General features: G+C 39.4%; 21 protein-coding genes. 10 read left to right on the top strand and 11 right to left on the bottom strand.

Annotation, left to right across the window (positions count from 1 at the left end; genetic code table 11):
• The 9 genes from AB669_RS07335 (at position 1) to AB669_RS07295 (ending at position 7,785) form a co-directional block, all read left to right on the top strand.
• Entirely contained in the window at positions 1-705 is a 705-nt protein-coding gene (locus AB669_RS07335) for a response regulator transcription factor (protein ID WP_047798652.1), read from the top strand.
• Positions 705-1,220, top strand: a complete 516-nt coding sequence (locus tag AB669_RS07330) for a hypothetical protein (protein WP_047798651.1) — start codon at positions 705-707, stop codon at positions 1,218-1,220. The genes AB669_RS07335 and AB669_RS07330 overlap by 1 nt, the downstream gene beginning before the upstream one ends.
• A gap of 147 nt (positions 1,221-1,367) precedes the next feature.
• Positions 1,368-2,393: a uroporphyrinogen decarboxylase gene (hemE, locus tag AB669_RS07325; RefSeq protein WP_047799051.1), complete on the top strand. Its 1,026-nt coding sequence runs from the start codon at positions 1,368-1,370 to the stop codon at positions 2,391-2,393.
• Positions 2,394-2,406: 13 nt separating this feature from the next.
• Positions 2,407-2,961, top strand: coding sequence for a CopD family protein (locus tag AB669_RS07320; protein ID WP_047798650.1), 555 nt, complete (start codon positions 2,407-2,409; stop codon positions 2,959-2,961).
• Between the two features lie 142 nt (positions 2,962-3,103).
• A complete protein-coding gene (locus AB669_RS07315; RefSeq protein ID WP_156166700.1) occupies positions 3,104-4,261 on the top strand; it encodes a hypothetical protein in 1,158 nt (385 codons plus the stop codon).
• A 201-nt stretch (positions 4,262-4,462) separates the two neighbouring features.
• Positions 4,463-5,032 (top strand): RNA polymerase sigma factor, encoded by a 570-nt coding sequence (locus AB669_RS07310; protein WP_047798648.1) that lies wholly within the window; start codon positions 4,463-4,465, stop codon positions 5,030-5,032.
• Positions 5,013-5,765 carry a hypothetical protein gene (locus AB669_RS07305; RefSeq protein ID WP_047798647.1) on the top strand — a complete coding sequence of 251 codons (753 nt, stop codon included), beginning with the start codon at positions 5,013-5,015 and terminating at the stop codon, positions 5,763-5,765. Before AB669_RS07310 ends, AB669_RS07305 begins: the two co-directional genes overlap by 20 nt.
• Positions 5,766-5,813: 48 nt before the next feature.
• A complete protein-coding gene (locus AB669_RS07300) occupies positions 5,814-6,626 on the top strand; it encodes an outer membrane beta-barrel protein (protein ID WP_047798646.1) in 813 nt (270 codons plus the stop codon).
• A 166-nt stretch (positions 6,627-6,792) separates the two neighbouring features.
• Positions 6,793-7,785, top strand: a complete 993-nt coding sequence (locus AB669_RS07295) for an ABC transporter ATP-binding protein (RefSeq protein WP_047798645.1) — start codon at positions 6,793-6,795, stop codon at positions 7,783-7,785.
• 5 nt (positions 7,786-7,790) lie between these two features.
• On the opposite strand, the gene AB669_RS07290 is transcribed toward AB669_RS07295, so the two are convergent.
• Positions 7,791-8,228, bottom strand: coding sequence for a hypothetical protein (locus AB669_RS07290; RefSeq protein WP_047798644.1), 438 nt, complete (start codon positions 8,226-8,228; stop codon positions 7,791-7,793).
• Positions 8,229-8,363: 135 nt separating this feature from the next.
• Between AB669_RS07290 and AB669_RS07285 the strand changes: the two genes are divergently transcribed.
• On the top strand, positions 8,364-8,924 hold the full coding sequence (locus AB669_RS07285; protein ID WP_047798643.1) for a DUF4230 domain-containing protein: 561 nt from the start codon (positions 8,364-8,366) through the stop codon (positions 8,922-8,924).
• Positions 8,925-9,002: 78 nt separating this feature from the next.
• On the opposite strand, the gene AB669_RS07280 is transcribed toward AB669_RS07285, so the two are convergent.
• From AB669_RS07280 to ilvC, 10 genes are all read right to left on the bottom strand, one after another.
• A complete protein-coding gene (locus AB669_RS07280) occupies positions 9,003-9,350 on the bottom strand; it encodes a cupin domain-containing protein (protein ID WP_047798642.1) in 348 nt (115 codons plus the stop codon).
• A gap of 45 nt (positions 9,351-9,395) precedes the next feature.
• Complete coding sequence (ilvA, locus tag AB669_RS07275; RefSeq protein ID WP_047798641.1) at positions 9,396-10,646, bottom strand: threonine ammonia-lyase IlvA; 1,251 nt, start codon at positions 10,644-10,646, stop codon at positions 9,396-9,398.
• A gap of 98 nt (positions 10,647-10,744) precedes the next feature.
• Positions 10,745-11,905, bottom strand: coding sequence for a 2-isopropylmalate synthase (locus AB669_RS07270; RefSeq protein WP_082120612.1), 1,161 nt, complete (start codon positions 11,903-11,905; stop codon positions 10,745-10,747).
• A gap of 10 nt (positions 11,906-11,915) precedes the next feature.
• Entirely contained in the window at positions 11,916-13,007 is a 1,092-nt protein-coding gene (leuB, locus tag AB669_RS07265) for a 3-isopropylmalate dehydrogenase (protein WP_047798640.1), read from the bottom strand.
• Between the two features lie 95 nt (positions 13,008-13,102).
• Positions 13,103-14,572 (bottom strand): ATP-binding cassette domain-containing protein, encoded by a 1,470-nt coding sequence (locus AB669_RS07260; RefSeq protein WP_047799049.1) that lies wholly within the window; start codon positions 14,570-14,572, stop codon positions 13,103-13,105.
• A 98-nt stretch (positions 14,573-14,670) separates the two neighbouring features.
• Positions 14,671-15,252: a 3-isopropylmalate dehydratase small subunit gene (gene leuD, locus AB669_RS07255; protein WP_047799048.1), complete on the bottom strand. Its 582-nt coding sequence runs from the start codon at positions 15,250-15,252 to the stop codon at positions 14,671-14,673.
• A gap of 59 nt (positions 15,253-15,311) precedes the next feature.
• Positions 15,312-15,998 (bottom strand): class I SAM-dependent methyltransferase, encoded by a 687-nt coding sequence (locus AB669_RS07250; RefSeq protein WP_047798639.1) that lies wholly within the window; start codon positions 15,996-15,998, stop codon positions 15,312-15,314.
• Positions 15,999-16,015: 17 nt separating this feature from the next.
• Positions 16,016-16,309 (bottom strand): antibiotic biosynthesis monooxygenase, encoded by a 294-nt coding sequence (locus tag AB669_RS07245; protein WP_047798638.1) that lies wholly within the window; start codon positions 16,307-16,309, stop codon positions 16,016-16,018.
• Positions 16,310-16,384: 75 nt separating this feature from the next.
• Positions 16,385-17,791, bottom strand: coding sequence for a 3-isopropylmalate dehydratase large subunit (gene leuC / locus AB669_RS07240; RefSeq protein ID WP_047798637.1), 1,407 nt, complete (start codon positions 17,789-17,791; stop codon positions 16,385-16,387).
• A gap of 56 nt (positions 17,792-17,847) precedes the next feature.
• Positions 17,848-19,329, bottom strand: a complete 1,482-nt coding sequence (gene ilvC, locus AB669_RS07235) for a ketol-acid reductoisomerase (RefSeq protein WP_047798636.1) — start codon at positions 19,327-19,329, stop codon at positions 17,848-17,850.
• Positions 19,330-19,331 lie beyond the last annotated feature (2 nt).

Here is a 19,331-nt window from a genome sequence, read left to right as displayed (position 1 = left end):
ATGTCACAAAAATTAAGAATTCTATTGGTAGAAGACGAGGACCACTTGTTAGATGCTATCAAATTAAACCTCGAACTTGAGGGTTATAAAGTTCACGCCGTTAAAGATGGCAAAACCGCTCTTAAAGTATTTAAAGAAGAACGTTTCAATCTGATCGTTTTAGATGTTATGCTTCCTGAAATGGATGGTTTTCAGGTTTGTGAGACAATCCGCTTAGAGAATGCTGAAGTGCCTATTATGTTTTTAACTGCAAAAAATACATCGGAAGACCGGGTATTAGGATTGAAAAAAGGGGCTGATGATTATTTGGTTAAACCGTTCAACCTTGAAGAACTTATCCTTCGTGTGGGGATTCTGGTTAAACGCAGCTTGAAAGCTGATGATCTGAAAGAACTGAACTCTTATAAAATTGGTGATAAAACCATTTATTTCAACTCTTTTGAACTTAAACATGATGACGGTACCATCACCCCGTTAACCAAAAAGGAAACCATGTTGCTGAAGCTTTTAATTGAGCGTAAAAATGAAGCAGTTTCCCGCGAGCAAATTCTGGAGACAGTTTGGAACTATGATGTCTATCCGTCGACGAGAACGATTGACAATTTCATTTTAACTTTCCGTAAGTATTTTGAACCGGATCAAAAAAATCCTGTTTACTTTCATTCCATTCGTGGTGTCGGTTATAAATTTACTGATATTCATTAATGTATAATAATAAGGGTAGGTATGCTTTAATGGCTGTTTTTATTGCAGCTGCTTTGGTTTGCCTTTATTACGAACACTACCAGCTGGCTGCTTTGGCAGCCTTCTTGTTTGGATTTACCATCTGGAGCCACTTCAGGCACAGCTCTGTATTAATGGCTTCCAAACACTTCAAAAATAATGAATTTGGTAAAGCGCAATTGCTACTTGATGAAGTAAGGAGCCCGGAAAGACTGGCTAAAAGCCGCAGAGGCTATTACGAATTTATGAAAGGCAATATGGCCTTGAAAGAGGAAGAATGGGACAAAGCTGAATATCATTTTCAGCTGGCAAGCCGTTTTCCTGTTGGGGGCAAAACTCAGAAGGGATATGTGCTGATTCACCTGGCAAATCTGGCTTTGCGTAAAAAAGATAAAGAAAGGGCAGAGGCTTATGTTAAGCTCGCAAAAGAGCTTGCTGAAACAGCCCGTTCAAAAGATATCATCGTTAAGATCGAAAAGGAATTAAACAGATTATAATATTCGAATTGTCATTTTGAAAAACGAAGTACCGGTTTAGGAATAAAAAGGTATTTCGTTTTTTTTTATTTTATACCTTTGCGGAATTACAATTTTAAGAATTAAGTAGCTAAGGACTTAAAGCCCTTGATGCCCGAAATACAAATCATGAAGAATAATTTATTTTTAGACGCAGCATTTTCGAAACAAACAGAGCGTCCGCCGGTATGGATGATGCGTCAGGCTGGTCGTTTTATGCCACAATACTGGGAGATCAAAAACAAGTACTCTTTCTTAGAGATGTGCAAAACTCCTGAAATTGCCGCTGATGTAACGATGCTGCCTGTTGATTTATTGGGTATCGATGCTGCCATTTTATTCTGTGACATACTGGTAACCGGCGAGGCTATGGGTGGCGATTTGAGTTTTACCCAGGGCGTTGGTCCGAAGTTCGCGAATCCTGTCCGCAACGCTCAGGACATTGAAAACCTGAATGTAGACTGTTTAGACGAATTACAATATGTTGCCGATGCAATTAAGGTAATTCAGCAACGTTTGGATGGAAGCATCCCTTTAATTGGTTTTGCCGGTGCACCTTTTACGGTAATGAGCTACCTGATTGAAGGTGGTTCTTCTAAAGATTTCAAACTAACAAAGCTATTTATCCATAATCAACCTGAACTTGCACACAAGCTTCTGGCTAAAATTGCGAAAGTGACCGCTGATTATCTAAACCTTCAGATTGCAGCTGGTGTAAATGCCGTTCAGATTTTTGATAGCTGGGCACTGGCCTTATCATGGAACGACTATCAGGAATTTTCTCACCGTTACATTCAGGAGATTATCGCTAACCTCAACAGAAAGGATGTTCCTGTAATTTCTTTCTGTAAAGGAAGCTCAGTTTTTGCACCGGTAATGGCAGAGGCAAAACCCGATGTAATTTCGGTAGACTGGAATGCTGATTTACTAAACATTAAAAACGCTTTGCCAGCTGGTATTGCTGTTCAGGGGAATTTAGATCCACATATTCTATACGCAGATCAAAGTGTAATTAAGGCACAAATTCATAAATTATTTGAACGTATGCGTGGAACAGAAGGGTTTATATTCAATTTGGGCCATGGAATTATGCCTGATATCCCTTTTGATAACGTGAAGTATGCGATTGAGGTAGTGAAAGAGTTTAGATATTAATTTCTAACAAAGGATGATAGATATTTTACTGCCATATTACCAGTATTTCAAAGCCGTTCACATCGTATTTGTAATAAGCTGGATGGCGGGTCTTTTCTATATCTTAAGCCTTTTTATTTACCACACAGAAGCGAACGATAAATCAGAACCCGAAAAAAGTATCCTCCTTAAACAATTTGTTAAAATGGAGGCTACTTTATGGAAAATTATTTGCCAGCCTGCAATGATTATTACATTTGTGGCAGGAGTAGGGATGCTCACCCTAAACAACAGTCTTTTACAAATGGACTGGATGTGGGTAAAACTCGGCTTCGTGTTTGGTTTGCTGATTTACCATTTCATCTGCGGAAATATTGTTAAACAACTCCAAAACAATCAATTCAAAATGACGAGCTTTCAGCTGAGGTTATGGAGGGAACTGGCCACCATTTTTATGATTGCCATTGTTTTCGTCGTGATTCTAAAAAATGCATTAAACTGGATCTACGGCTTAATTGGGATCATGGGTGTTGCGTTGGCGATTATGATTGCTGTCAAACTGTATAAAAATTACAGGTTGAAGAAGTAGGCTCAAATACTAAAGCAAAATATATACAAACACTTCTTTGTTTCCTTTGCGTAAACTTATATTCAGTTCCGGATACTTGATGCTTGCTAGTTTATACTTTACGAAAAAACTATCCTAAATTTGAGCCTTAAAATCCAAACTCATGTTTATAAAAACGGGTCTGAAGAAGACCTTACTGCTAATATCCCTTCTTTGTATTTCCTTGGCTGCTTTTTCCCAGTTCGATCAGTCTGCACTGGAAAACAGGATTCGTCCGGATAGCAGTCTGACAAACGAAGTTCATTTTAATCTCTACAACTTCAATTACGTTCGAAACTACGAGTATACCAACGATTTCCATGATGGCTATACTTTGTATGGAACCCAGTTGCAACCTCAGATTGTTTACTATGCACATCCTAATTTAGCCATTATTGCAGGTGCTTTTATCCGCAAAGATTTTGGCCGGAACGGTGTTACTGATGCGAAGCCACTTTTTAGCCTTAAATATCATAAGCGGAATTTAACACTTATTTTCGGTAGTCTTGAAGGTGGAATTCAGCACAAGTACATTGAGCCACTTTACGATTTTGAAAGAACAATTACCAATCCAGTTGAATATGGAACCCAGTTGTTAATCGAGCGCAAAAAATTTAACCTGGATGCCTGGATTGCATGGCAGAAAATGATTTACACCGGTGAAGCAGCCAAAGAAGAGATTGTAGGTGGTTTATCTACTGAAACCACCATCTCTGAGAATAATGGCTGGAAGTTCAGTTTTCCTGCTCAGTTTCTGGCTTTCCACCAGGGCGGTCAAATCGATATGCTGAAAGAAATTCCGATCAGTACGGTTTTCAATGGCGCCACTGGACTAAAATTGCATAAAGAGATTAACACCAATATTAAACAGGTTTATACAGACAATTACATCGCTGTTTATAAAGACTTTTCACCCGATAAACGGAGGGCCTATCAGGGTGGTTTCGGTATGTGGTTAAATGCGGGTGTAGAAAGTAAATGGGGAAGCCTGGTAGCGTCATATTGGAAGGGGAATAACTTCATTTCGATCAAGGGAATGCCCTTGTATGAATCTGTTTCCGGTAATTTATACACGAATGGCTTAAAGCAAAGTGCGAGGAACATTGTTTCATTACGCTATGCTTATCAGAAAGAACTAATCCCTAACCTATATCTTGATGTTCGCTTCGAACCGCATATTGATCTGGATAATACAGATAAACAACTACAGTTTAACCATTCATTTTTTCTAACTTATAAACAGGATTTTAAATTGTTTAAAGTTAAAAAATCAGAAAAATAAAGGCTAAGGTGCAAAGCCACGCCTGACAAACCCCATAATTTTAAAAAAATTATGGGGTTTTAGTTTAATATATCGTATTCTTATTTATTATATCTTTCTGATAATCATTTGTTAACGTGGTTTTCATCATTTATTTAACTTTTTTTTACACCTCATGCAACCATTGTTTGTAATCTGCCATCTTCTATATACAAACACACAATGAAATTGACGCGAAGCTATACGATAGACGATTTGATGGAGGGCTGCAAAGCTGGCGACCGGAAGATGCAAGAGATGCTCTACAGGCAAACTGCAACGAAAATGCTGGCTGTTTGTATGCGCTACGCCAAAGATAGAATGGAAGCCGAAGATGTTTTGCAACTGGGCTACATCAAAATCTTTCAGAAGATTAAAGATTACAGAGGGGAAGGTTCTTTTGAAGGATGGATCAGAAGGGTAATGGTAAATACGGCAATTGAAAGTTACCGTAAAAATTTAAGGAGCTTGAGTGTAGTCGAAATAGACGAAGCTTACGAACAGCCTTCAACCGGATTTGATTTTAGCCGTTTGGGGATGCAGGATTTGATGAAAGTGATTCAAAAACTGGCCGATGGTTACCGGGTGGTGTTCAATATGTATGCAATTGAAGGCTATTCACATAAAGAGATCGGAGAGGCATTGGGTATTTCTGAAGGCGCCAGCAAATCCCAGCTGTCAAGAGCAAGGGCAATTTTAAAAGAAGAAATTATAAAAATGGAGGGATTTGGTTATGCAACCTATACGGGATAAGGATTTAGATAAGCTATTTAAAAATGCTTTCGAAGATGCTGAAATCATACCGTCGAGAGACTTGTGGAGCAGCATAGAAAGTGAAATTGATACAAAGAAGAAAAGGGTAGTTCCATTGTATTGGTTATCGGCAGCAGCCGTGCTTTTAGTAGCCACAGTCTGCTTTTTGATTTATCAGCAACAAGATGTTAAGCCCAAACAACTGGCAGCTCATGTTGAGCCTAAATCAGTTATACCAGCTGTCGAAACGAAACCTGTTGTAGGCACAGAAAAGGACCTGGATGCTCGTTCAGTAAATCAGGGTCAGGTTTTGACTAGTGCTTCAAAATCATCTCAATCAATTGAGAAAACTGCCATCAAAGAAAAGGTTAAAGCAACAGAAAAACAACAGGTAATCACTGCCCCTGAAATGCAAAAGCAGGAAACCATGATTGCAAAAGTTGAGGAGCCTCAGAAAGATTTAAAAACAAAGATTGACGAAGCGATTCTACAGCCAAAGCAAGATGTGGTTTTAGCGCAGAATGAAAACATTGTTAAAACTGCTGATGAGGTAACTGGTGATGATAGTGAAAACAAAGGAATCCGTAATGTTGGCGATGTGGTGAACCTGATTGTTAACAAAGTAGACAGACGGAAAGAAAAGTTTATCCAGTTCCGTACAGATGACGATGATTCTTCTATTTCATCTATTAATATCGGCCCGTTTAGATTTGGAAAGAAAAATAAAAAATAAACCAGCAATACCTCCTTAATAGTTCAAAGAAACAAACACACACAACATATGAAACGTTTAATTTATACAGCATTATTGGTAAGCGGACTTGCCGGTGCTACTACTACCAGTGCTTTTGCACAACAAGATACTGTTGCCAAAGACACAGTAATAAAAAAGAAAAATAAATACATGGTGAGAATTGGTGGTGGTACGCTGGTTACAAAAATGGACGACTCCACAAAAAAAGCTCCGAAAAGCAAATTTGTAGGCGGGATAACCTTTACCAGAGTTGATTTGGGTTTCTCCAGATTAATTGATAACGGCGATTTCAATTTATCTCCTACAAACGATTTTCTTGATTACAAAGGGGGCAAAACCAGTACTTTCTCATTTGATGTACTGCAGTTCGGATATCGTTTCAGCTCAAACTTTAAAATTTATGTTGCTGGTGGTTTCGACTGGACGCTGATCAGATTAAGGGATAATATCACCATCCAAAAGAATCAGCCAACGCTAACTTACACCAACGATAATGTGGCTTATTCGAAAAATCGTTTCTCCAGCAGTTATGTGCATATACCGTTAAACTTTGAATTCCGCACGGCAGAAAGCAAGAAAGGTAAAAGATTTTATTTTGTCCTCGGACCTGAAGTGAGCTTCTTGTTGAACGGAAAAGTAAAACAAATCAGCGATGAATTTGGAAAAGTAAAGCAATATGATAATTATCACTTCCAGTCGGTTCGTTACGGTGGTACAGTTAGATTCGGTTACGGAGGTTTAGGTTTATTCACCAAATACTATTTCAATGATATGTTTGCAACCCCTGCACAAGCTGGTTTGAAAAACATGAGTTTCGGTGTAACTTTCGGCTTAAACTAAGGCTTAATATCTTTCAGTTTCAAGGCCAGTTAAGTAATCGTCTCTGAACTGATAAATGATTATTATACACACAAAATGAAATCCTGTTTCGGTTAGGCGGAACAGGATTTTTTATTTATTGAACATTAAGCTTTAGCCTTTCTTCTTTAAGCTTTATATTTACCCCGTGAGCAATACCATAATCAGCGTTAAAAATTTAACCAAACAATATCAGGCCGAACAATCTGGCGGAGTTAAAGATGTCAGTTTTGAGATTACCCGGGGCGATGTTGTAGCCATTATCGGCGAAAGCGGGAGTGGAAAATCTACCCTCCTGAAATCGATTTATGGATTATTAAAAAGCGATAGTGGTGATGTTTTTTTTGACGATAAGCGGGTTTTAGGTCCCGACGAGCAGCTAATCCCCGGCCATAAGCAAATGAAAATGGTTACCCAGGATTTCTCTTTAAACACTTACGCAAAGGTTTACGATAATATCGCTTCACAACTATCAAATACTGATCTGAAAACCAAAGCTGAGAAAACGCTGGCCATAATGGAGCATTTGCGTATCCTTCCACTACAAAATAAAAAGATTATTGAACTGAGTGGCGGAGAACAACAGCGTGTAGCAATTGCCAGGGCAATGGTTTCCGACACCCAGGTGCTACTGATGGACGAGCCATTCAGCCAGGTTGATGCCTTGTTGAAAAACCAGTTAAGAGCTGATATCAAGCGGGTGGCTGCCGAAACCGGAGTAACAGTTATTCTGGTGTCTCATGATCCGGCTGATGGCTTGTTTCTGGCAGATCAAATGATCATTTTAAGGAATGGCGAGTTGTTACAAACAGGTAAACCTACCGAAATCTATCAGCAACCTAAACATATCTACACGGCTCAGATTTTAGGCAATGCAGTTGTGCTGTCTCGTGGCGATGCAGAGAAACTGGGCATTAAAACTTTTGCGGCATCAGTGGTTTTCTATCCGGAGTGGGCTGAAATCAATAGCAGCTGGAATAGCAGGCGTTTTGAGGTTAAGGATGTTTACTATAAAGGATTTTATGATGAGTTGCTCCTGGAAAGAAATGGCGTTTCCGTTAGGGCTTTACAACTGAACAGGGGAGAGCATAAAAAAAACGACTATGTTCAATTGAACATTAGTCGTTTCTTAGAATTTTAAGTTTCTTATGTTACGTTTTCTGCGGCGATTAAAGTGATTTTAACCCTTACTTTAGTAGTTGGTCTTACCGGAGCAACTGTCTGCGTATCCGAATTTTGTGCCTCAAGCAAAATACCGCCAATATATACAGTATAGCTATAAGACTGTAAATTGTATACAAATGGTAAGGCTGAATAGCTGGTAAAATTGCCATTAGCATTCGGATAAGATATTGCAACAATTGTAGCTTCATTATCCAAATGGTATCCATCTATTTCACTTAAGCCCGTGATTTTATCAAGCTGAACACTGTATGTATTTCTGTCAGATGACAATACCCAGTCGCTGGGTAATACGTCAACAATAATGGTTTTGTTCATTGAAGGTTCAATGATGGTGTCTTTCTTGCAGGATGCCAGACCTAGTGTGGCAATGCAAAGCATTAGGATGGTTAGCTTTTTCATGTGATTAGTTTTCTTTGTGTGTGTACTCCGCGTAATACAAAATAACTGCCAAAAAAACCTGAGCACACAATATGGATTAATAATTGTTTATAGCATTAAGCACATCAATGAATTTTGAACACATAACATCCTGTAATGAGAATATTTTTTAGAGTTTTACCCTGGTTGATCTTGATCGTAGCCGGATACTTTTTCATCTCAAAAAAGTTCAGTATAAATACAACAGTGGAAAGTAAACACCAGCTTTTGGTTGAAAAGATTGAGGCTATTGGCAAATTAGAGCTGGTTCGCTATCAGATTAGTGATGTACTCGAGCATAAAAACAAAACTGATTTTTTACCCGAAGCGAGTGTATTGCTCATAGTCAAAGCGGATGCTGTTGGCTGCATCGACTTAACCAAAATTACCCGTGAAGATATTACAGTAGATGCGGACACTGCTGTGGTAAATTTACCACAGCCTGAGATTTGCTATGTCAAAATTGACCATAAAAATTCAAGGGTTTATGATACAAAGATGGCTTACTTCAGAGAAGCAAAATTAGTAGATGAAGCATATAAATCAGCCGAACAGAAAATATTGGCTGAGGTGAAAAAATCGAATATTCTGGCTCAAACCAAAACCAATGCGGTTAGTGTTTTAAAACCGATTGTTGAAGGTTTGGGGTATAAGAATGTGAGGCTGACTTTTGAGTAACAAGCTTTAATGTATCAGGTACCAGATATCAAACATTAGTTGCAAGATGCCTAGTGTCGAGTGCTGAAAAGATATAATCTATAAAAAATCTGCCCGATGAGGATTAAAAACGTCAATTAACAAACCGTCTTCTAAACACACAACCCCATGAAATACAAGAGTTGGAGCAAAAAAAACATCACCTTCGTTTAAAACTTTCTTATCCTCACCCATTGTTACTTCAAAACTGCCTCTGGCAACATAACTCAGTTGTAAATGTGGGTGGTTATGAACGCTGCCAATTGCTCCTTTTTCAAACTCAACTTTAACCAGCATCAGGTTATCATCATAAGCCATAATTTTACGTCTTACGCCGTTGCCTAAAACTTCCCAATCAATATCAGAGTCGGCAATTAGTGTCTTATTAGTTAAATCTTTGAAGTTCATATTTCTGGTTGTTTGCTGTATTGTACGTTTTTGTGAAATGGAAAATTAAACCAGATACTCAAATAAGGTCTGGTCCTGGTTCAATTCAATTATCTCAAATTTGAAATCCTTCATCCGCTGTAATAAGCTCGCATAGTCGTCTTTATTTGTTAATTCAATACCCACTAGTGCAGGCCCGTTTTCCTTATTTGTTTTCTTAATAAACTCAAAACGGGTAATGTCGTCATGTGGGCCTAAAACCTCGTTCACAAACAATTTTAAGGCCCCTGGACGTTGTGGAAAGCGGACAATAAAGTAATGCTTCAAACCCTCGAACAGTAAAGATTTCTCTTTAATTTCCTGCATCCGTTCGATGTCGTTGTTTCCACCGCTAACCACGCAAACCACCGTTTTGCCTGCAATCTGATCTTTAACCTGTTCTAAAGCAGCAACAGATAGTGCCCCGGCAGGTTCTACAACGATTGCGTCTTCGTTATAAAGCTTTAAAATGGTCGTACAAATCTGTCCTTCGGGGATTAAATAAGTCGAACTTAACAGTTCCTTGCAATACTGATATGTAATCCAGCCCATTCTTTTAACGGCTGCACCATCCACAAAACGTTCAATGTTTTCAACAGTTACCGGTCCACCGTTTTTTAGTGCTTCACTTAATGATGGCGCACCCATTGGCTCCACACCAAAAATTTTCACATCCGGTTTTACGGTTTGTAAGTATGCGCTTACACCAGAGGCCAAGCCACCGCCTCCAACGGGTACTATGATGGCATCCAAATCAGGCAGATCTTCAAAAATCTCCACCGCTACGGTTGCTTGTCCTTCAATTACTTTATCATCATCAAACGGAGGAATAAATGTTGATGCTTTTTCTTCGCAATAAATCAAGGCTTCTTTTAAGCAATCATCAAAAGTATCGCCAACCAATATAATTTCAATATTGTCGCCACCAAACATATTTACCTGTTTGATTTTTTGTTTAGGCGTAATTTCAGGCATAAAGATAACCCCTTTGATACCTAATTTTTTGCATGAATAAGCCACACCCTGTGCATGATTACCCGCACTGGCACACACTACGCCATTAACCAGAGCGGCTTCTGGCAGCTGACTAATCTTATTGTAGGCCCCACGTAATTTGTACGACCGTACAATCTGCAAATCCTCTCTTTTTAAATAAATATTGGCATTGTACTGGGCAGAAAGTCCGGCATTAAACTCTAATGGAGTACGTTTTACCACGCCTTTGAGCCGTTGCGATGCAGAATTAAAATCGAGTGTATATGGGGTTGTTGTATTCATTTCTTATTTATGTGGAAACGGTTAACAGGCGATGAAACTTGTCAACCGTTTATATTGTGTCTCAAAAAGCAAATTGCTATGCTTTTCGCTTATTGTGGTTAAGCCAGGTGCAAGGCAACCAACTGGTTCAAATCAGTATCGTTAATGCCCTGTTTGCTGTCGGCTAAAACCAGGAACTGTTTATAAACGATATCTAGGTTATCTTTATTTAAATCGTGCCCTAAACGAACCAAATGATGTTTTAAGGCATGGCGGCCGCTTCTTGCTGTTAAAACGATGCTTGCATCAGGGAAACCCACATCTTCAGGTTTAATAATTTCATAATTTTCACGGTTTTTCAAGAACCCATCCTGATGAATACCAGAACTATGAGAAAATGCATTTCCACCTACAATGGCTTTGTTTGGCTGAACAGGCATATTCATCTGGTTTCTTACCATGTGGCTGATATCATAAAACTGGGTAGCATCAATACTTGTATTTAAACCTAAAACCTTATGCGTTTTTAGGATCATTACCACTTCTTCCATCGAGGTATTTCCAGCACGCTCTCCAATACCGTTAATGGTACATTCTACCTGACGGGCACCATTTTGTAAGCCTGCAATGGAATTAGCTGTTGCTAAACCTAAATCATTGTGGCAGTGAACAGATATAATGGCGTTATCAATATTTTTTACATTTTCTTTCAGATAAAGGATTTTCGAACCGTATTGATCAGGCAGGCAATAGCCATTAGTATCTGGAATGTTTACTACAGTTGCACCTGCTGCAATTACGGCCTCCACCATTTTGGCTAAAAACTCAATATCGGCACGACCGGCATCTTCTGCATAAAACTCAATATCTTCAACATACTTTTTGGCATATTTAACCGCGTCAACGGCACGTTCTAAGATCTCCTCGCGGGTAGAGTTGAATTTATGCTTAATGTGGAAATCGGAAGAACCTATCCCTGTATGGATACGAGGTCTTTTGGCATAACGTAAAGCATCGGCAGCAACATCGATATCATTTTTATTTGCACGGGTTAAAGCACAGATAATAGGATGATTAACTGCTTTCGATAGTTCTATTACACTGTTGAAGTCGCCCGGACTTGAAACAGGGAAGCCGGCCTCAATCACATCAACACCTAAAAGCTCGAGTGATTTAGCGATTTCAATTTTCTGTTTCGTATCTAACTGGCAGCCTGGTACCTGCTCACCGTCACGTAAGGTCGTGTCGAAAATATAAACTTTGTTCGGATCGTGAATCATAATCTGTTATTTAGGATTGATTAATTTTTTGACTTAAGAATTTTAATACCAATTTACCCATTTCGGCAGTGCCTAAAACTTTAAAACGGTTAGTGCTTTGGTCGGCAATATCATGGGTTCTGAAACCATCTTTCAACACAGCATCTACCGTGTCAACCAATAATTTGGCTTCTTCCTGCAATCCAAAACCAATTTCCAGCATCAATGCTGCTGATAGGATAGAGGCTAATGGATTAGCCAGGTCTTTTCCTGTAATATCGTGTGCAGAACCGTGAATAGGCTCAAAAAAACCTGTGCTTTCACCAACTGATGCGGATGCTAACATACCCATTGAACCAGCAATCTGAGAAGCCTCGTCGGTAAGAATGTCGCCAAAGAGATTGGCTGTTAAAACCACATCAAATTTCTTTGGATTTTTGATCAGCTGCATCGCCGCATTATCGATAAACATATGCTCTGTTTCCACATCAGGATATTGCTTTGCAATTTCCTGAACGGTTTCACGCCATAAGCGCGAACTTTCCAGAACATTTGCCTTATCTACAGAACATAATCTTTTACTGCGTTGTTGAGCAGCCTGATAAGCTTTGTGTGCAATACGCTCCACTTCGTAACGGTGGTAGATCATCAGATCGGATGCTGTATTTCTATCTTCTGAGCGTGATTTTTCGCCGAAGTAAACATCGCCTGTTAATTCGCGAAAGAACAGAATATCGGTTCCTCTTAAAATTTCGGGTTTAATGCTGGATGCCTGAAGAAGTTCATCAAATAGTAATATTGGGCGGAGATTGGCAAATAAACCAAGTTCCTTGCGGATTTTTAATAAACCTTGTTCCGGTCTAACTTTCAAACTTGGATCATTATCATATTTGGCATGGCCGATAGCACCAAAAAGGATGGCATCGCTCTTTCTTGCTTTTTCCAGGGTCTCATCTGGTAGGGGCTCGCCGGTAACTTCAATGGCTGCATGGCCCATTAAAGCTTCGTCAAACGTAAATTCGTGTCCGAAAATTTCGGCAATTTTCTCTAATGCTGCTTTTCCCCATGTGGTAACTTCAGGGCCAATACCGTCGCCAGGTATTACTAAAATGTTCTTCTTCATTGTAATCTATTGTTTTTCAGCTAATCATTTGCCACGGAAAGTCAGAAATTAGGAAAAATTTATTCCGTGTATTTTGTGCTTCCGTGGCTGTTTTGTCAGCTTACTATTTCTATATTTAAACTTTCGACGACTTTTACCTCGCCTTTTTCTAATAATATTCTTTTTTCTATGCAGGTTGGCAGCTGCGATTCAAAATGGCCAACGTAAATTAAAGTCATACCGTTGCCGCAAAGCTCATCAATCAGCTGGTTGAAGTATTGTGTTTGCTGTTGGTCTAATCCCTGGCAGGGCTCGTCAAGAATGAGCAATTCAGGATTTTTAATAATTGTCCTTGCCAATAAAACCAGGCACTGTTTTCCCAATGGGAGTGAGGTTAGCAGCTCATTTTTGTTTGCCGTTAAGCCAAAATATTCTATCAGTTCATCAACCTGTTCGCTTTTTGAATAGGGCAACTGTTGAAATAATCCTACCGTATCATAAAAGCCAGATGCAATACTTTGCCAAACCGTTGCTGAGGCATCAAAATACCAGTGAAATTCTGGTGAAATTAAACCGATATGTTGTTTGATATCCCAAATGCTTTCGCCACTTCCCCTTCTGTTTCCAAACAGATAAAGTTCGTTGGCATAAGATTGTGGATGATCTCCGTTTACAAGGCTTAACAAAGTTGATTTACCTGAACCGTTATGGCCCTGCAGCAACCATTTTTCACCGGCATTAACTTCCCAGTTGATGTTTTTTAATACCTGTTTCTCCCCATAGCTGATGTTGACATCAACCATTTTAACAATATTCGTTGATGAATAAACCGGAGATTCTTTCAGGAAATCAGGAATTTCTTTTGAATGTCGTTCAACAACAGCTGGCAAGCGTTCCTTGTAATCAGAAACGACCATCTGTCCGTTTTTTATTTCGGCATATCGGTTAATAAGTGATGGTAGTTCATCGTCGTTGCTAATTAAGATCAGCTGAACACCTTCTTCCGAAATTTTGTTTAAAAGATGGTTTAGATTTTTGCGGGATGATACATCTAAGCCGGTATAGGGCTGGTCGATGATTAACAATTGTGGCTTTAACCACAAAGCTTTTACCAGTTGTAATTTTTTATGCTCGCCGCTAGACAATTCGATTAACTGCGAACTTGCGAAAGATGAAAACTTTAAAGCTTCGAGTATAGGTTCAACCTGATCGAAATGAAGCCCTTTTTCTTTTCCATAACTCACTAACTCGGCATGGACAGTAAGGGTATCTTTAGCCTGCTGGCTGGTGTATCGTTGCTGGTAATAAAAGTTGGCTACACCTTCAAGGTTTTTGAACTGGTACCAGCTTTCAACAAATAAAACTTCGGCAGGCAAATGGCTACCGGCGGCATATTTGATTTCTACCTGACCAGCTGCACTTTGTAAGCCTGCTATTATTTTTGCCAGTGATGTTTTTCCGCTACCGCTTTCACCAAATAAAACATATTGCTCGCCTGCATTTACAGACCAGTTCAAATCACTTAACACCGGTTTCTCACGGTATTTTAGGTTTAAATGTTTTATGCTGACGAAACTCTCTTTCATTTGTTTTTTTACCACCTTAGGAATCTTAATACATGTAAGCTGGATTGTTTTTAAACCATTTTTATGGCTTTTTAACTAAGGCTTTCACCCTTTAGTCTTTAGTTTTTTTCGAATTCCTCAATTAATTTGGTTTGCGCCAAAATAAAATCAATGTCATCGTAACCATTAATCAAACAAGATTTTTTATATGGATTAATTTCAAAAGCCTCCTGTTTTCCGGTTTCAACAATAGTAACGGTCTGGTTTTCCAGGTCAACTTCTAAAGGAGAGTTAGCATTGGCTTCAACGGCTTTAAAGATCTGAGCTAAAAACTCATCACTCACCTGAATCGGTAATAAACCATTGTTTAATGCATTACCTTTAAAAATATCAGCAAAGAAACTACTGATTACAACATCAAATCCGGCATCCTGAATGGCCCAGGCTGCGTGCTCACGGCTACTTCCACAACCAAAGTTTTTACCCGCAACCAGTACTTTTCCGCTATAGGTTGGGTTATTCAGTACAAACTCTTGTTTTGGCGTGTTATCACCATTATAACGCCAGTCGCGAAAAAGATTCTCCCCGAAACCCTCACGCGTTGTCGCTTTTAAAAACCGTGCAGGAATAATCTGATCGGTATCGATGTTCTCTATGTTTAAAGGCACTACTGCCGATGTTAATTTTGTGAACTTTCTCATTTTAATTATTATCAAGTAGCGGGTATCAGGTCTCAACAACCACTACACCGCCTTATTTTTTATTTATTTGCAGCAAAAACTACGAAATTGTAATACTGGTAATAGCAGTTTGCATTTTGTAGCCCTGCACTTTCAAGCCATTCCAATTGAAGTTTCAGTGGAGCCATAATGTCTACTTTGATCCGCTCAAAGGCACTTTGTTTTTCTTCTTCTGTTAAATTCGGATTCTGCTGCACATGATTTTTCCAGTTTTCCGTATAAATCTTTTCTGCTAATTCCGTTTGGCCCAATACCTGGTCGGCATTGATGAACCAGCCGCCCGGTTTAAGTGTCTTCATAATTTTGCGAAAAAGCTGTTGTTTCAATTCGTTCGGCAGATGATGAATCGCTAACCCTGAAACTACCATGTCATAATGATTTTCAGGTAAATCAACATTAGCAAAGTCTGCATTCAAAAAGCTGATATTTTCATTTCCTTCAAAACGTTCCTCTGCTTTTTTTAGCATTGCCGAAGAAATATCAACCAGTGTGATTTGGGCATGAGGATATTTCTCATTAAAAAACGCACTCATTAAACCTGTTCCGGCACCTACATCCAAAATGGTTCTTACATCAGAAACCTCTTCCGATAAGGTTAGTGCAGCGGCATAAAAGTCGTTGAAGCAAGGGATAAGAAAACGCCTTTGCCTGTCGTATTTTTCTGATACTGCATTAAACTGATTTTGTATTTCCTGTAATGTTTCCATTTCGTCTGTTTACATTTTTAACCTTCTACCGCGACATAATGTTCAACAACGGGAAAAGGTTCATAAAAATGATGTAGTAAGCTTTTCCAGTTTTGGTATTCTGCGGAATCTCTAAAGCCTTCCGTATGCGCTTGGAGTGTTTCCCAATTTACTAGCAGGATATACTTATCAACTTCTTCCATACATTTTTTCAACTCATGAGAAATATATCCATCCATCGAAGAAATGATTTTTTGCGCCTCGTTAAAAGCGATTTCAAAATCGGCAGATAATCCTTTTTTAATATTTAATACTGCAACTTCTAAAACCATATTTTATGTCCCTCATTGCGAGGCACGAAGCAATCTTCGCAATGGATTGTTTCGTGCCTCGCAATAAAGGTTTACTTAAACTTTTTCCAATAATTCCCTTACGTCTGTAATTCTACCTGTAACGGCAGCAGCAGCTGCGGTTAACGGACTTGCAAGCATCGTACGTGCATTAGGGCCTTGTCGTCCTTCAAAGTTTCTGTTTGATGTAGAAACACAATATTTTCCTGCCGGAATTTTATCCTCGTTCATGCCCAAACAAGCACTACAACCTGGTTCGCGGAGCTGAAAACCTGAAGCTTCGAATACTTTGTCCAGGCCTTCGGCTTTAGCTTGCGCTTCAACTTGTTTAGAGCCAGGTACAATCCAAACTTCAACACCAGTTGCTTTTTGTTTGCCTTTTACAAAATCGGCAACGGCACGTAAATCTTCAATCCTTGAGTTCGTACAGCTTCCGATAAATACATAGTCAACTGGTTTGCCCAATAAACTTTCATCGTCGTTGAAACCCATGTAATCCAGTGCTTTCTTATATGAAACCTGTTCTGTTGTTGGTTGAGCCAATGTTGCAGGTACTTTATCAGCAATACCGATACCCATTCCAGGGTTAGTTCCATAGGTAATCATAGGGGCAATGTCAGCCGCATCGAAAGTTAATACTGAATCGAATTTAGCATCTTCATCGCTATACAATGTTTTCCAGTAGGCAAGGGCTTGATCCCATTCTTCACCCTTCGGGGCAAACTGCCGTCCTTTAATGTATTCGAAAGTGGTTTGATCAGGGGCAATTAAGCCACCACGTGCACCCATTTCAATACTCATGTTACAAACTGTCATTCGGGCTTCCATGCTTAAGCTACGGATTGCCGAACCTGCAAATTCTACGAAATAACCTGTACCTCCGGCAGCAGAAATCTGGGCAATGATGTATAAAATAATATCCTTTGCACCAACACCTTGTCCAAGCGCTCCGTTTACTTCAATTTTCATGGTCTTAGGTTTCGATTGCAATAAGCATTGCGTTGCAAAAACCTGCTCTACCTGCGATGTTCCGATACCGAAAGCAATAGCGCCCAGAGCCCCGTGTGTTGAAGTATGGCTATCACCGCAAACCATCGTTTTTCCGGGTAGCGTGATACCCAGTTCAGGGCCGATTACGTGAACAATTCCCTGAAAAGGATGCCCTAAGCCGTAAAGTTCTATACCAAATTCTGCACAGTTTTTGGTTAGCATATCTACCTGATAGCGTGAAAGTTCTTCCTTGATTGGAAGTAGCTGGTTCAGCGTTGGTACGTTATGATCGGCAGTTGCAACCGTTTGCTGCGGGCGGAAAACAGGTAATCCGCGTTTACGTAAACCATCAAAAGCCTGCGGAGAAGTTACTTCGTGTATTAAGTGCGTATCAATGTATAAAATATCAGGAAATCCTTCTTCACTTTTTACAACGTGTGCGTCCCAAATTTTTTCTACTAATGTTTTTGACATTTTGTTATGTTTAATAAGACCTCGCAGGTTTTAAACCTGCGGAGTTTGTAAATGTATTATGCAGTTTTAATTGCCTTCATCGCAGTCATGGCTTTACGTAAAGTAGCACCAATCTGCTCAACTTGATGCGAACGGATTGCTTCGTTAACATCAATTAACTTTCTGTTATCTACTGCACCATCTTTACCTTCGTTAAAGTTTTTACCTACTAAGTCAGTATCCACTTTGGTCATAAAATCAGCTAACAAAGGTTTACATGCCTGGTCAAATAAGTAACAACCGTACTCAGCAGTATCAGAAATTACACGGTTCATTTCGAACAGTTTTTTACGGGCAATGGTGTTTGCAATAAGTGGCGTTTCGTGTAGCGACTCGTAATAAGCAGACTCTGGTTTGATACCCGCCTGAACCATAGTTTCGAAAGCCAGCTCAACACCTGCACGTACAAAAGCAACCATTAAAAGGTAGTTGTCAAAATACTCTTGCTCTCCGATTTTAACGTCACCTGCAGGCGTTTTTTCAAAAGCAGTTTCACCTGTTTCAGCTCTCCATTTTAATAGATTTTTATCACCGGCAGCCCAATCTTCCATCATGGTACGGCTAAATTCACCGCTCATAATATCATCCTGATGTTTTTGGAATAACGGACGCATAATGTCTTTTAATTCTTCCGAGATTTCGAAGGCTTTAATTTTAGCCACGTTGCTTAAGCGATCCATCATTGCCGTGATACCACCTTGCTTTAATGCTTCAGTAATTACCTCAACACCATATTGAACCAGTTTTGAAGCATAGCCTGCATCGATTCCTTTTTCAACCATTTTATCAAAAGACAGGATAGAACCTGTTTGCAATAATCCGCAAAGGATAGTTTGCTCGCCCATTAAATCTGATTTAACCTCAGCCACAAAAGATGATTTCAATACACCTGCTCTGTGACCCCCTGTACCTACGCAATAAGCTTTTGCTTGTGCCAGTCCTTTACCTTGAGGATCATTTTCAGGGTGAACAGCAATTAATGTAGGTACACCAAAACCGCGAACATATTCAGCTCTCACTTCACTTCCCGGGCATTTAGGCGCGACCATAATTACCGTCAAATCTTTACGGATCTGCATGCCTTCTTCCACAATATTAAATCCGTGAGAATATAATAATGTAGCGCCTTCTTTCATTAAAGGCATAATGGCATTTACAACTGCGGTGTGTTGCTTATCTGGTGTAAGGTTAATTACCACATCAGCACCAGGAATTAATTCTTCGTAAGTGCCAACATTGAAGTTGTTTTCGGTTGCATTTTTCCACGAATCCCTTTTACCTTCAATCGCCTCTTTGCGCAACGTGTAGCTTACATCTAAACCACTATCTCTTAAATTTAAACCCTGGTTTAAGCCTTGCGCACCGCAACCTACAATTACCAGTTTTTTGCCTTTTAGTGCGCTAATGCCGTCTAAAAATTCATTGCTGTCCATGAAATCGCAAACACCAAGCTGGTTTAATTTTTCTCTAAGAGGTAATGTGTTAAAATAATTTGACATCG

It is taken from the genome of Pedobacter sp. BMA (genome assembly GCF_001027745.1).
In the GTDB taxonomy this organism is placed as follows: domain Bacteria; phylum Bacteroidota; class Bacteroidia; order Sphingobacteriales; family Sphingobacteriaceae; genus Pedobacter.
The sequence above is the reverse complement of the archived record's forward strand: the minus strand, read 5'-3'. Positions and strand labels throughout refer to the sequence as shown.